This window comes from Pontibacter qinzhouensis (genome assembly GCF_008017455.1).
GTDB lineage: Bacteria > Bacteroidota > Bacteroidia > Cytophagales > Hymenobacteraceae > Pontibacter > Pontibacter qinzhouensis.
Genome location: NZ_VRTY01000023.1, coordinates 1 through 14,753, shown reverse-complemented (window position 1 = coordinate 14,753; position 14,753 = coordinate 1). Strand labels below are relative to the sequence as shown.

At 47.4% G+C, this 14,753-nt stretch carries 12 protein-coding genes; 2 read left to right on the top strand and 10 right to left on the bottom strand.

The window, feature by feature from the left end; translation table 11 throughout:
• The first annotated feature begins 285 nt into the window (after positions 1-285).
• Positions 286-1,638 carry an adenylosuccinate lyase gene (purB, locus tag FVR03_RS07880; RefSeq protein ID WP_147921199.1) on the top strand — a complete coding sequence of 451 codons (1,353 nt, stop codon included), beginning with the start codon at positions 286-288 and terminating at the stop codon, positions 1,636-1,638.
• A gap of 97 nt (positions 1,639-1,735) precedes the next feature.
• Here the strand turns inward: purB and FVR03_RS07875 are convergent, their stop codons facing one another.
• The gene (locus FVR03_RS07875; RefSeq protein WP_147921198.1) at positions 1,736-2,293 is read right to left on the bottom strand and encodes a hypothetical protein; all 558 of its coding nucleotides are present in this window, start codon (positions 2,291-2,293) and stop codon (positions 1,736-1,738) included.
• A 162-nt stretch (positions 2,294-2,455) separates the two neighbouring features.
• Positions 2,456-3,007 (bottom strand): Pr6Pr family membrane protein, encoded by a 552-nt coding sequence (locus FVR03_RS07870; RefSeq protein WP_255474121.1) that lies wholly within the window; start codon positions 3,005-3,007, stop codon positions 2,456-2,458.
• Between the two features lie 308 nt (positions 3,008-3,315).
• Here FVR03_RS07870 and FVR03_RS07865 point away from each other — a divergent pair, with 308 nt between their 5' ends.
• Positions 3,316-3,819 (top strand): cupin domain-containing protein, encoded by a 504-nt coding sequence (locus FVR03_RS07865; protein ID WP_147921196.1) that lies wholly within the window; start codon positions 3,316-3,318, stop codon positions 3,817-3,819.
• A gap of 279 nt (positions 3,820-4,098) precedes the next feature.
• On the opposite strand, the gene FVR03_RS07860 is transcribed toward FVR03_RS07865, so the two are convergent.
• The 8 genes from FVR03_RS07860 to FVR03_RS07825 all read right to left on the bottom strand — a co-directional run.
• Complete coding sequence (locus FVR03_RS07860) at positions 4,099-6,543, bottom strand: hypothetical protein (protein WP_147921195.1); 2,445 nt, start codon at positions 6,541-6,543, stop codon at positions 4,099-4,101.
• A gap of 5 nt (positions 6,544-6,548) precedes the next feature.
• The gene (locus FVR03_RS07855; RefSeq protein ID WP_147921194.1) at positions 6,549-7,691 is read right to left on the bottom strand and encodes a DUF4249 domain-containing protein; all 1,143 of its coding nucleotides are present in this window, start codon (positions 7,689-7,691) and stop codon (positions 6,549-6,551) included.
• A 2-nt stretch (positions 7,692-7,693) separates the two neighbouring features.
• The gene (locus FVR03_RS07850; RefSeq protein WP_147921193.1) at positions 7,694-10,480 is read right to left on the bottom strand and encodes a TonB-dependent receptor; all 2,787 of its coding nucleotides are present in this window, start codon (positions 10,478-10,480) and stop codon (positions 7,694-7,696) included.
• 126 nt (positions 10,481-10,606) lie between these two features.
• Positions 10,607-11,356, bottom strand: a complete 750-nt coding sequence (locus tag FVR03_RS07845) for a hypothetical protein (protein WP_147921192.1) — start codon at positions 11,354-11,356, stop codon at positions 10,607-10,609.
• A 417-nt stretch (positions 11,357-11,773) separates the two neighbouring features.
• Positions 11,774-12,922, bottom strand: coding sequence for a glycosyltransferase (locus tag FVR03_RS07840; RefSeq protein WP_147921191.1), 1,149 nt, complete (start codon positions 12,920-12,922; stop codon positions 11,774-11,776).
• Between the two features lies 1 nt (position 12,923).
• Positions 12,924-13,898, bottom strand: a complete 975-nt coding sequence (locus FVR03_RS07835; RefSeq protein ID WP_147921240.1) for a glycosyltransferase family 2 protein — start codon at positions 13,896-13,898, stop codon at positions 12,924-12,926.
• 4 nt (positions 13,899-13,902) lie between these two features.
• On the bottom strand, positions 13,903-14,421 hold the full coding sequence (locus FVR03_RS07830) for a DUF4199 domain-containing protein (protein WP_147921190.1): 519 nt from the start codon (positions 14,419-14,421) through the stop codon (positions 13,903-13,905).
• A 32-nt stretch (positions 14,422-14,453) separates the two neighbouring features.
• The coding region (locus tag FVR03_RS07825; protein ID WP_147921189.1) for a DUF4199 domain-containing protein at positions 14,454-14,753 on the bottom strand (300 nt) is incomplete at its 5' end.

Here is a 14,753-nt window from a genome sequence, read left to right as displayed (position 1 = left end):
GCAGGCACAAATATAAGTTCTTTGCTATAATCTCCTCTACATACGGCAGAAGCCTGGATTTGATGTGTACAAGTTTTGTAAACCTGCCATTTTGCAGCGAGCAGGGTATCAGGCTGTTCTGTTGCACACTTATCTGCTGTAGATTTTGCTGGTTTAGGTGTTAACCTTTACCTCCTTCTGCTGCACATCGTCTTGCTGCCCGCTGACGTACGCATATAGCTGTGCTATGTTTTTTTTCCTTCGTATATGAATCATGCTTATATTTGAGTCAAAGACCATTTTTGCATGAACTTAACCACACTTACCGCTATATCGCCGGTTGACGGCCGTTACCGCAGACTTACCACTGAACTCGCCGGCTATTTTTCTGAGTTTGGCCTGATACGCTATCGAGTTCTGGTAGAAGTGGAGTATTTTATTGCGCTCTGTGAGCAGCAGCTTCCTTCGCTGCAGGGTATCTCTCCTGCCATCTTCCCGAAGCTTCGGGCTATTTATGAGCAATTTACAGAGCAGGATGCCTTAACAATTAAGGAGACTGAGAAAGTCACGAACCACGACGTTAAGGCTGTTGAGTATTTTTTAAAAGATAAGTTTGATGCTCTGGGTTTAGGCGAGCAGAAAGAGTTTATACATTTCGGGCTTACCTCGCAGGATGTTAACAACACGGCCATCCCGATGACGCTAAAGGAGGCTGATGAGCGTGTGATCAGCCCTGCTTACCAAGGCTTGCACCAGAAGCTGGTGGAGTTGGCGCAGCAATGGAAAGACATACCTATGCTGGCACACACGCACGGGCAACCTGCCTCCCCTACCCGCCTTGGCAAAGAGATAATGGTGTTTGCCGAACGCATGGAGCGGCAGCTGGACCTGCTGCGCCAGGTGCCATTTTCGGCAAAGTTTGGTGGGGCTACCGGTAACTTTAATGCCCATCATGTTGCTTACCCCGGCACTAACTGGCCTGAGTTCGGCAACCGGTTTGTGCAGCAGGTTCTGGGCCTGCGCCGCAGCCAATACACCACCCAGATCGAGCACTACGACAACCTGGCTGCTTACTTCGATGGTCTCAAACGCCTGAACACTATTCTGCTGGATTTCGCACGCGATGTGTGGCAATATGTGTCGATGGGCTATTTTAAGCAGAAGATTAAGGCCGGCGAAGTAGGTTCTTCTGCCATGCCGCACAAAGTAAACCCAATAGATTTTGAAAATGCCGAAGGGAACTTAGGCATTGCCAATGCGCTGCTGGAGCACCTGTCGGCTAAGCTCCCAATTTCGAGGCTGCAGCGCGACCTCACCGATTCTACGGTGCTGCGTAATGTGGGTGTGCCACTGGCACATTTACTTATAGCTATAAAATCGTTGGAGAAAGGCATCGGCAAGTTAGAACTGAACGAAGCCGCCCTGAAGCAGCACCTGGAAGACAATTGGGCTGTAGTAGCAGAAGGCATTCAAACGGTGTTGCGCCGCGAAGGCTACCCACAACCATACGAAGCCCTGAAAGCCCTGACCCGTAAAAACGAAAAAATAACAGAACAAACCATCAGCAGCTTTATAGAAACACTGGAGGTGAGCGATGAGGTAAAGGCCGAACTGAAGCAAATTACACCATATTCCTACACCGGAGTAGGTTTAATTTAAAAGCACTGAAGCCTCCAGGAATGTTATACCCTGGAGGCTTCAGTGCCTCAAAAGGCTTTGGAAGGCTGATTTCATTAGAATAATTAGCCTCCTTCTGTTATTGCAATGTCTTACCAATGCTCAGACCAAACCAAACAGGCATCGCCCAACTAGTGGATGACGGATGAGACTCATTTTTAGAAAATATGGTTTTACTAAGTATAGGTGTATAGGCAATCCTATAAAATACACCACCTTCTCTCTTCTGATACCTATAGCCTAGCCTGGCATTGGCCCAAATATTTAACTCATGCTGTTTACCGAGTTCTTTGTTAAAGTTATACCGCGATCTGTAAACCGGATTAAGACCTAAACCCGCTTCAAAGTAATGGTTACCTTTACCTCGCAGGTAAGATAGTTCTAATGGAACTCCAGCAACTTGAGAGCTGTAGTTATCGAAATGGTTAAAGTACGTAACGCCTACCCGCCCGGCTATTTTCCAGTTTTCTCTGTTTACTAAAATCCGATCAAAATTAAGGGAGTAAAAGCCACCATTTCCTAGAAGTTCTACATAAACAGTATTACGTTTTATATTGCTATCGGCTTCCTGGGCTTTAACAGCAGAAGGAGCTACAAGTAAGGTGAGCAGAACTATAGAGGTTAAAATTGTCTTCATAGCCGATGTTGTATGATAGATGGAGGTGCCAGTTGTACCAGCCAGCAATTTTCAATTATATTATAGAGTAAAACAATATAAAATATTTTATTCAATTATTAACCTTAATAGAATTATTTAGTGACAAAATTTTAAAAAGTGTTTTAAAACCAGATAGTGCTCTTAAAAACCTTCCCTCCACAAGTGTTTACGGCTAGTACGCTGGCCTACAAAAATAAATACAGCTGCTGTGACTATAAACACCAGCAACAGCATAAAGCTGTTGGTTAAGGCCTGTCTTATTTCTATTTCTGCCACATGTATAAAAGGATAAGGATAAAAGTTTGAGAAGGAACCTCTTACCAGAATAAAGATCAGGTATGCCATAGGGTACAGCAGCCAGAGGCCGATCTGTTTAAACCTGAGCTCTCCTGCTTTTTCGTAAACATACCAATACCCAATCACCAGCAACGGGTTAATGGTGTGCAGCAACTCATCTACGAGCCTCTGTAACCCGGTAGGCTCCCATATATGCCGCAGCAACAACTGGTATACAGCACCCACAATGGTAATATAAACGGTTAAGGCCGTAAGAGCACCTGCCTTGTGTAATAGCTTCGGTTTAACTGCCTGAACCGTAAAATAAATCGCTGCCAGTGAATTGGTAAGAATCGTGAAAAAGCTGAAGAACCGGATAATAGTCTCGGCAGTAGAGGCCGTTCTGTTTTCGAGCATTAGGCAGAACTGCGTTATTACTGCAAACCAAACAACTATCGCAAGCCATAAGGAGATTTTAGGACGCATAATTACGTGGTTAGTTGCGTTATCAGTAGACTCAGAATTGTTATCCTTCTTTGCACATATACTGCCTCCTGCACGTTATCACCCTAACGAATATACACCTTTGCAGCCCGATTACCTACTTGCTTTGCTCATTCCACGCCCTTACCCTCCTTACATTTCTAAAATATAGCTATATTGCTGCACCTAAAAATGCCTATTTCGAGTAGGCAAAAACCAGTATTTACTAAACTGAAAATACAATGACATTAGAAACTGAGAAGCTATCCATTTTTAAAGAAATAGAGCAACAGCTCACCGAGCAAGGGTTTACCATCGACAAGCAAGACCCGACCCGCCCCTGGGGTGGTTTTTTTGTGATTAATGAAGAACAGGCACAGCAATTTGCCGATACCTACTTCGATGGTCTGTCTGTTGACAGCCTGCGCATTTCGGGTAAACTGAGCCCTAAAATATTGGTGGTAGCGCCAGAGAAACGTTTGTCGTGGCAGTACCACCACCGCCGTGCCGAAATCTGGAAAGTAGTTAAAGGAACAGTTGGCGTAGTAACCAGCGACACCGACGAAGAAGGTGACGTTAGAACCCTGAACCCTGGTGAGCTGATCACTTTAAATCAGGGCGAGCGTCATCGTCTGGTTGGTTTAAAAGGCTGGGGCATTTTAGCAGAAATCTGGCAACACACCGATGTAGAACTGCCTTCTGATGAAGATGACATTGTACGGGTGCAAGACGACTTCGGCCGGTAGTGCTTTGTTAAACTGGAATTGAAAAATGGTGGTAGCTGTACATCAGGCACGCTACCACCATTTTTTTGTATAAATTGGTCTTAGGAGCGCTAAGTTCTTTCGCTCCTGAAACCAATTATTTAAATGAAAATAGCCTTCAGAAGCCATTTTGGTCAAAAAGGTTCAAGGCCCTGATAACTTTAAAAACTCGTTGCACCTCGCTTACCAACAGATGCAGCGGGTTTCTCAGTTTAATCTGCAAGTACAAAAGCAGGAAGTGCGTGCTTATTATTTTTTAACTTACAACGGCTGTTTTACCTCAAACCTGATGGTTTTGCTTCCAAAAAGTCCGTTGCTGGTTATGCCCTGCACCACCACCACATAGGAACCCGCGCTGTCGGAGGTAAAATAAGACACTTGTGCTTTTCCGTCTGCTTTGGTTTCGATCTCCGGGTTCCAGTACAGCAGATTTCTGAAATCAGGTAACCGGCTTTGCTTTTGTTCGGGAGTAATATAGGTGGGTGCATAAAATTCTCGTTCTCTTTGCAATCCTTCATACTCCAAAAGCAAAGCACGGGTATCTAACGGGAAACCTGCCAGATCGCCTTTATAGGTGGCGTAACTCACCACGCCTTCGTGTAAGTTTTTTCCCTGCAAGAAGGTACCGGTTATAACATCTAATCGTTTTATCGCCAGTGGATCAAAAGCCATTATTTTGTCAATGTCGAAAACAGGCACTCCATCGAGCAGCACCAGCGGATCGTTTTTAAAGTAGGTCTTGTAAGGTTTGTTCACCACCAGATAATGGAAACTGCCTCTGCGTTTCCGTACCATAACGCCAGACACATACTCCCGCATTACTTCCTCCATCACCTTAAACCGTGTGTAATCGTCCAGGTAGTACTGCTGGTCTGGCTGGCCATAAAAAGCAATGCTATCTGCGCCTGCTGCCCTAAACAGGTTACGGTAGGCCCCAAAGTATAATTGCTGGGCTTCTACTTCGCGATGCCGTAAAGCGAGAGCAGGCTGCCACGGCTCCGGCACATAGAAGGCAGGAAGCGGACGGGCAGCGTATTTTTCAGAAAAAGAATTGAACACCTCGACATGATAGGTGCTGTCTTTCCTGAAATCGGTTTGCAGTACAATCTCCTTTGACCCCAGAAAATTCTTTACCTCGAACTGCACCTCCCCGTTTGAGTCGCTTTCGGAAGTGTAAAGCCGGATGTATTTGGAAGGAGACGCTAAAAAGGTAGTTATACCCGGTGCAGCCCGACCTGAAACTGCATGTGTTAGCCTTCCCCTGATCAGGTGGCCATCATATTCGGGTGTATAGGTGTGGGAAAAGGGTTCATTTTCTAGAATTTCTTCCCATTTAAACCGGCTCCAGCCATGCGTCAGCATCAGGTTGTCGAGGCCTGCATCGGCAGTGGCTTCGGGTTGGTGTAGGTAATAACCCGGATCTTCTACCTCACCTGCCAGTTCTGATGTTAGCCACAAGTACGAACTGATATCTGCAACAGGTGCAGCCTGGCCTTCGTGGAGGCGATACACTGCCAACGACAGGTTGGCAGGTATCATATTCCCTGCCTCTGATCGGGTCTGTAACTGCAGTTCTACCTGTTCCCGCTGCGAAAAAGCGTCTTTTGCTACAACCGTTTCTATATCCAGTTTTTGAGTTGGCCGCTTAAAATACAACCGTTCACACACCGGCTGGTTCTTACTGCTGAAAAGTGTGAAATGTGTAATGCCTTCTGCCAGCGAATCGGTAGAGATAGAGAAATGCGTTTTGCCCTGCACCAGTGTACCGGTGGCTGCTACCGAAACCATTTGTCGTGCGTGGCCAAGCAGGTACACCTGTTCGGCTTGCTGGCCTGTGCTCCGGATGCTTACGTTCAGGTTTTGTGGTGCTGTTTGCTGTACTTGCAGGACATACCCCTGCTCATGCACCATAGGGAGTTGCTGCGTCAGTACCTGTTGGTCCGCAATAGTTATAACAGCAGTATATTTTTCGGTGCGATCGGGGGTGAAGGTAAAGTAACCGATACCTTTGTTGGCTGGCTGAAAAGTTTGTACCACCTGCCCTGCCCTGTTCCTGATTTCTCCTGTTGCTGCCTGTCCTTTGCCGCTCTTGGCATCTGTAACCTTAAAAGCAACTTTGCTCTCTAAGCCATGCACCAGATTACCACCTTCCGGGAAAAACTGCAGACTGTAGGCAGGTGCCTCCGGTTCGGATTTCAGGTCAAGCTTTTTATAAGTGTTAAGAATGGTTACCTGCTGCTCAAAATAGAAATCCGGGCTGAAGTTTTTCATCCAGTTAGTGTAAGCTCGTACCACATACTGCCCTGCATCTAGCGTAAGCGGCAGTACAAAAGAACCTTTACCCATTCCTTCTGCTACATGTATTTTACCTTGCAGAACAGGTTGCTGCTTCTCGTTCAGCACTTCTACATACGCTACTTTGCTCATGTGGTGCGGGCGGTGCAGCGTAGCATCTACCTGGTAAAGCTTAAACCACATGGTTTCGCCCGCTGTATAAAAGGGCCTGTCGAGGTGCAGAAATATTTTTTCCTGAAGTGCCTGTTGCCTGTACTGCTTAAAACTAGTTAGCAGGCTTGCCAGACCGCCAGATTGGGCCGCAGCAGAAACTGCTACGGCCCAAAGGCAGCAGAGAAGGGTCAGCTTTACAAGATAACGCACTACAGCCGGTTTAATCTTCGCTCTTTCCTGATGTTGTTCTTTTGCCATGCCCATTACCAATAAGACGGCCTTACATTTGTACCATAAAAACGACAATCTACACACGGGGCATCGGCAATGGTATAGCCGGAAACTCTACCAAACTCCACAAACTCCGCCACTGGTAAGTTAACGCCACGATCCAGGAAAAAAGGCACCTCACTCACGCCGATAGTATCCAAGACACAGCCAGACGGTGGCCTTCGCCACCGCCCCGGTAGTTCCGGAGCACTTATAAAAAGCCGCATTTCCTGCACCGAATGCGCCCCTATATACCCGATCACAATTTCGGTGGGGTCCGATAAGCTTTTGATATTACCGGTTAGCTGCGATGGCAGTGGGTCGAACAGGGTGCCAAGGTTCTCTGTGTTACGTTTGAGAATATCGTAGTATTCAAACTCTTCTTTCGTAAGCGCATATTGACGCACAAGCATACTGTACCTCGACCTTAGCCTTACCGAGTTAGAGGGCAGCCGCAGCAGCAAGGCTTCATGCACCCGGTCTTCGCTTAGCTTTATGGTGTTGCCCAGCTTTATATCTGTAGACTTGCCAAACTGGAAGCATCTGTAAATTTCAGGGCTGTTCTGGTCCCGGGCTCTTACCTGACCATCTACGTATTCCAGATCGGCATAAAATTGCGACAGGTACTCCCAGGCGTCGTCATACTCCCACCGGTAATAGCGGGTCTGGTTTTGCGGATCGTGGGTGTTCACTAAAATATCAAGGCCTGTTGCGTCTGCTCGCCAGGTAAGAGAGTCTATAGGAGGTGTTTGTTTAATAGAGATGTACTCCGACGCATACTCTTTGTTTCGTAACCTAATACGGAGCCTGCATTGCCTGAAGCTACTTACATCGAAGCCGCTGTGCTCGTATGTGCCAGCTGTTGTTTCCTCTAATGTAAAGGTGCCGCCGCCTTCGCCTTCTACCCAAACGGTTGCGCCAGTTTCGGCCAGTGGAGCACTGGCATCGGAAAGGTTCTGGGTTCTGGACAGATTAATGCGGGTGGCGCCATTGGTATTTATAAAACCGGTTACCACCAGAAACCTGTTAGGAGCAACAATCTCTTTGGGCATGTAAGGCTCTTCGCAACTGCTCAGGAACAAGAAGAGCAGAAGCCAGAAAAAATAGTTATAAGCGGAATATTGTCTGCGCATCATCCTTAAAATCTGAAATTGTAGGTAATAGTAGGAATAGGCCGCCCGAAAATAGAAAGCTTATACCCGTTTATGCGACCCTGCTCCGACCTGAAATAAACAGAATAAGGGTTCTTGCGGCCAGTCAGGTTATACACAGCCAGGGTCCAGGAACTGTGGGCAAGCTTCTGCACTTTATGGTTGCCTTCTATGTTAAGAGCCACATCTGCCCGGTAAAAATCTGGAACGCGGTATTGATTTCGGTCGGAGTAGAAAATTCGCTGCACACCGCCTTCGTCGAAGTACTTGGCAATGGGTAAGGTTATAGGGCGGCCGGTGCTATACGTAAAGTTAAGCGAGGTACTGAAGCGCTGGCTAAAGCGGTAGTTTCCGATAAGCGTAAGATCATGCGGCTTGTCGAAATTGCTGGGATAGTAGTCGCCGTTGTTAATAACCTCCGAAAGAGTAGGATTGTTAACACGCACCAGGGTACGGGAGTAGGTGTAACTTATCCAGCCATTTAACTTACCAGTCAGTTTTCTCAGCATCACCTCCACGCCATAGGCTTTGCCTTCGGCATTTACCACATCCCGCTCTATGTCGTGGTTCATAAAGAGCGTAGCGGCACTTTTATAATCCAGGAAATCGCGCATGGTTTTGGTGTAGCCCTCCACCGAGAACTCTACTGTGTTCGCCCTGAAATTCTGGTAATAACCCAATGCAAACTGGTCACCGACCTGTGGTTTAATATTGGAGTCGCTCAGTTTCCAGATATCTGTTGGCGAAATGGCCGTGGTGTTTGAGAGCATGTGCAGGTACTGGCGCATTCTGTTAAAGCTGATTTTAACAGATGAGTTATCGGAAACACCTAAACGCGCCGAAACCCTATACTCAGGCCCCTGATAATTAGCAAACCGATCGCTGCGGCCATATTGCAAGGTATCGAGTATGGTGTATTCTGTTTTCGGTATGCCCGGTGCGTATACCAGCACCTGCCGCGGCCCCATGGCCTGGAAGAAAGAATAGCGCAGCCCCACCGACACCGAAAGCCGGGGACTTATATCGTACCGGTCCGATATGTAGAGTGCGCTCTCCAAAGCCCGCCCCTGTTGCAGCCTGTCTGGCATAATAAGTGACTCGGGCCCGAGTGGCTGCAAACTGCCAGCGTCAACATCATATAAAATAGTACTTCCGCCAAAATCAATCGTGTGCTTTGAACTCGGGAAATAGTTAAAATCGGCCTGGAAGTTTGCCTGGTTTATACCAAATGTGAGTTCAGAGGCATTTACAGGGTTCCGATCGCTGGAGATGGTGTAATCGTAGTGGCTGTAGGCACCTGTAAGCACACTATAGAGTTTATTCTGAAAAATGTGCTTCCATTTAACGCTGGCATTGTAGTTCGAAAAACTGTAGAGGGTATCGGAGCCTAGCTTAAACTTGTCGTTGCTGGTGTAGCCGGTCAGGTAAACAGTGTTTTTGCTGTCGAACTCATGCGTAATCTGGGCATTCAGGTCATAAAAGGAGGCGGTGCTTTGGTTGTAGTCTTTGTTTGGCAACTCCCGCAGCAACCAGTTAGAGTAGGTCGTGCGACCGGCAAGCAGAAATGATGATTTGTTTTTAACAATTGGGCCTTCCAGCGAAAGCCTGCTGGTCAGCAACCCGATACCACCTGAGCCAGCCAGTTGTTTCTTATTGCCATCGCGGGTCGTAATTTCAAGCACCGACGACAAGCGCCCGCCGTACCTGGCTGGCACTGCGCTTTTGTATAACTCTACCGACTTAATAATATCGGGGTTAAAAGCTGAGAAAAAGCCGAACAGGTGCGAGGGGTTGTAAATAGTGGCATCGTTAAAGAGAATCAGGTTCTGGTCGGTGGAACCGCCCCGCACGTTCATGCCGGTACTACCTTCTCCTACAGACTTTACGCCGGGCAGCGTAAGCATAACACGCAGTATGTCGGTTTCGCCGAAGGCAGTGGGCACTTGCTTTATCGTCCGGATGTCGAGGCGCTCCAGGCCCATCTGCAGCCCCGAAACGTTACGGTCTTTCTCCGCCTCTACCAGCACCTCCTTCAGCGTCCGCACATCCTCCAGAATCTCAATATCCAGTTTGCCATCGGCGTGCAGCAGCAGCAGGCGGCGGGAGTTTTGTATGCCGATGCCTTTAATCTTTAGTTCGTGTTTGCCTAGTGGCAAGGTGAGGGCATAGTAGCCGTATTGGTCAGAGGTAGTGCCGATTAGCGGCGATTCGATATACACAGAGGCACCAATAATCGGTTCTCCGGATTTGGCATCGCGCAGGTGCCCGGCTAAGGTTGCTTTTCCGGTCGTTCTCTCAGATTTCAGCCCTATTTCATAGAGCTTTATGTCAGAAGAGGCTTTTTTCCGGGTTTGTTCTTCGGCCAGAAAAGGCACGTCCGCAAGTGCCGGTTCGACCTGATCTGGTGCCGTACGGTCAAAGAAATCTGCCGGAAGGTTCTCCCGAAAGGGCCTCCCGCTCGAAATAAAAACTTCCTGTTGTGCCGTTATGGTAAACTTCAGGGCTGAGTCCTGTTGCTGGAGCAGCTGTTGCAGTACATCCTGCAAGGGTTGGTTCTGCACCTGCAGGTTTACAGCCATGGTATCGAGGGCGGCATTGTCGTAATAAAAATGGTAAGCCGTTGCGGCCTCTACGGCCTCTACAAACTCACCGAACCTGCTGTTCCTGAAATCGCCATTAACCAGGTTGCTATGGCCTGTCTGCGCATGCCCTCCCGGAACAACGAACCAGAAAAAGACCAGTACTAAAAAGCACAGCCTGTAAAATTGCATCATAAGACCTGTATTGGAAGTTGTTACGATTACGCACATTCAGCATTACGCTGGTTTTACCCTTGGCACCAAAATGCCATTTTTACTTCGGAAGGGCATTTTCATTCAAATAATTAGCGATGGCCTTACCTAAAGTGTTTCGTAAAAGGCAGCTAAGGCTACAATCGTTCTTTCTTTATCGGTTCTGAATTTCAGGTTGTTGGTCCGGTAATATCTCTGAAGCTCCTTTTTCCGATCTTTAAAAACAGCGAAGAACGATCGTTTATTTGTAACCTGCTGGTAGTGTTGTTCTTTAAAAATGAGGTAAGTATCGGCGGGTCGGAACACCATTTTTATCAGGTTATTCTCCGGAACCTCTTCAATTATTTTGACCCTGTGCACCAGCACCTGCACCTGATTATTGATCAGCAAGTCGTAAAAACCAGCACGGTACGTTTGGAGGCTATCGGTGGTAAGGCGCACAAACGTATGTCCGTTCTGCTCAAATTGTTTTATCTTTTCAGAGATGAGCTTCTGATGAACCGCCCGGTTCTCTAACCTGATCACTACCTCGTCTTTCACAATATCGTAGAGCATGGGCACGTCTTCGTACCAGATACCTTCATACAATATGTTTCCTTTCCGAACCTCATCTGTCTCCCAGAACTGATGGCCTTCACGCAGGAACTTCCGGTAATCGAAATACTCAACGCCAGTGTAGAGGTGGGCATTAATTTCGACGGCATTTCGGTAAACCTGAATGGCCTGGGTAGTAGCAAGCCCTACAAATGCTGTATCGTGCTGCACTACCTGTGCCTGTACCGGCTGAACAGCAGCTATAACAACAAGTATAAAAAATACCAACGGCAGAAATACCACACGAGCTAAGGATACACGCATATAGCAGAAAGCAAGGTTATTGTTTAAACAAAAGAACAAATTAACTTTCGAATTCTATATTAAATTAGAAAAATATTATAAAAACTCTGCAATATTTATTTTCTCAAGTCAACGCTAAATAACTTTTAACCACGATCGAAGATACGCCTCACCTCTACCAGCGGCACGCTTCAAAACTGCTCTTTAAATCTTAAATTTTGCCATTGAAGTCCTTGCTCTTTTTTAGAAGGAGAAATCTTACGTCCTGTATCTTAATACTTGTTTCCTATATCTCGAAGACCTACAACATTGAAATTCTGGAAATTTAAGGTGCAGTCTGAGAAGGCCCGAACCCAATTATGCTAATCAAAATACCCTTCAGAAGGTTTTTGGCTGTTTTTGATTCAAGGGTAAGTAAGGGAGAAAGAGTGGTTACGCCTAAGTGCGTAGGGTATCGGCTAGTGCGTGCACCTGCTGCACAAAGTTGCTCCAGCTAAAACGGGCTTTATAAGACTGTATATTCCTGGAAAAAGCCTCTCCCTGATTTTGCCCGTAAAATTCGGCGATAGCATTAGCGATAGCTGTAGGCTCCGGCTCTACTACGTGCCCTACCTCACCGTCGGGCACCAGCTCTGCCAGCCCGCCTACGTTGGTAACCACCATGGGTTTATCGAAATGGTAGGCAACCTGGGTTACACCGCTTTGCGTGGCGTGTTTGTATGGCTGCACCACCAGGTCGGCTGCACAGAAGTAATAACGCACCTTCGCATTCAGAATAAAATCGGTACGCAGTACCAGCCGTTCCTCCAGTTCTAGCTCCGCTATCAGCTCCTGGTAGGGTGCAGCATCTTCATAAAACTCTCCGGCTATTATGAGTTTCAGCTCCGGTAACTGCCTTAACGGCTCCTCGGCCATAGCACGCAACAGCAGGTCCAGCCCCTTGTATGCCCGAATAAATCCGAAGAAAAGAAGATAGGGTGTAGCAGGCGCTAGCCCGAGCGCTGCACAGGCTTCTGCTTTAGAGACTGGTTGCCCGAAATTATCGTATAACGGATGTGGCAGGTAGATGGAAGGTTTGCCAGGTTCAAACAATTGGAGGTCCTGCAGCACCGCCTTCGACAAAGACACAAAGCCATGGCAGGCACTCAGGAAATATTTTGTAAACGGCACATCGCCAAAGCGTTTCTCGTGCGGCACCACATTGTCGGTAATGGCCAATATACGGCTGTGTTTGTTTCCCCTGATAATCCGGGCGATAGTACCGAAGCAGGGTCCCATAAAGGGTAACCAAAACCGGAAAATAACCAGATCTGGTCTTTTACTACGGATGTAATGGCCGGTTCTGAGCCAGCTGATCGGGTTTACAGAGTTCATAAGCACCTTAATGCTTAAGCCTTCCGGAGCAGGTTCGTTGGTGAACTGGCTCTTGCCGGGAAACAAAAAAGAAGGATATTGCAGGCTGAAGGTCACGATTTCCACCTCATCGCCAGCTTGCTGGAATGCCTGTGCCAGGCGCTCGTTAAAAGTAGCCATGCCCCCGCCCCGCAAAGGATGTGCAGGCCCCACAATAACCACCCGCCTTGCCATATTACTTTTTAAGCACGCCTACACGCTCTTTTATCAGGTACTCGTTTTTGTTTTTGGCTGAAAGCGTAATCATTTCGGCCAGGAAACCTGCCAGAAACAGCTGCACCCCCACTACAACAGCCACCAGCGCCAGAAAGAAAAGCGGCTGATCGACCACATCCCGAATGCGCCCATCGGAGTACAACCGAAACACCTTCTGCAGGATAAGCCAAAGCGTTACCAGAAACCCGAATAGAAAGGAGAAAGTACCCAGCGTACCAAAAAAGTGCATGGGCCTCTTCCGGAACCTTGATACAAAGGAGATGGAAAGCAGATCCAGAAAACCGAAAATAAAGCGCTCTATTCCGAATTTGGTTTTGCCATACTTCCGCTCCTGGTGCTGCACCACCTTCTCCCCAATCTTTTTAAACCCGTTCCATTTGGCAATAACCGGAATGTAACGGTGCATCTCGCCATGAACTTCAATGGTCTTCACCACAAGTTGCCGGTAAGCTTTCAGGCCACAGTTAAAGTCGTGCAGGTTTATTCCAGACAGTTTCCGGGTGGCTGCATTAAACAGTTTAGAGGGAACAGTTTTAGAAACCGGGTCGAAGCGCTTTTTCTTCCAGCCCGACACCAGGTCGAATTTCTGGTGCTTGATCATGTCGTAAAGCTCCGGTATCTCCTCCGGGCTGTCCTGCAGGTCGGCATCCATGGTTATGACCACTTCGCCGGAGCAGCGTTTAAACCCTTCGTTCAGCGCAGCCGATTTGCCGTAGTTCCGGTTAAAGCTGAGGCCCTTCACGGTGTTATCTTCGGCGCTTAGCTCGTTTACCACATCCCAGGAGCGGTCGGTGCTGCCGTCGTCTACTAAAATAACTTCATAAGAATAGCCATGGGCATGCATCACACGCTTAATCCACCGCACCAGTTCCGGCAACGACTCTTCTTCATTAAAAAGTGGTACTACTACCGAAATATCGTAAGCGTATTGCATGTATTTATTCAAACTGTGGCCTGTTTTTTTTCATGATGGCCGAAATAACCAATGATAGCAAAAGACCGATCAAAGCAAAGCCAAAAATACTCATAACCAAGGTCATAAAAGGTCCTGACATACTTTCTCCGATGGCCAGGGCTGCATCTATCTGCTCATCGCTCATTCCCCGGTCTTCCAACTCCATGCGCTGCTGATCCATGATGTTCGCCATATAGTCAGGATCTACAAACGTTGTGTAAATAACTGTAAATACGCCACTTAAAACTCCGATGATAGTTGCAACCAGCGTGCCCAAACCAAGACCCTGCCCATACGACATAAAACCCTGGTTTTCCTTTTTAAACTGTTGCATGGCTACAACCATGGCTCCTACCAAAATAAAGTAAGATAGAAATGCGAGCCACTTGTTGGTGCTTTGCCCGAAAATCATGAGTATGGCTGAATACAGGACGGCTATTACGCCACCGGCAAGGCCGTATTTAAGAGCCACACTGGCTACAGAAGGTTGCTTTTCGATCATAGTTATGGTTATTTATAGCGTAAAGTATGAAGTTATTTCCTGAAAAATACGGCAGCAACTACAGAAAACAGACAGCCGACCAGCAAGCGGGCAATAAAATCGAAGGAGGCTAAGCGACTCAGGCTCATGGAACCCAGTTCCTTAAAGCTCTGCTCGTACAGCTCCTCCCCGTAGAGGCTAATGCTTTCTTCTCGGGTGGCCTCCAGCAGGGTTTGCATCTCGGCTATGTACTCCTTTACCAGCTCATGCCCAAAAAAGTACAGAAATATAAACAGAAGCATAGCCGCCACTAACGCAGTGTAGAAAGAAATTGCCAGCCCCACCCGCAGCCC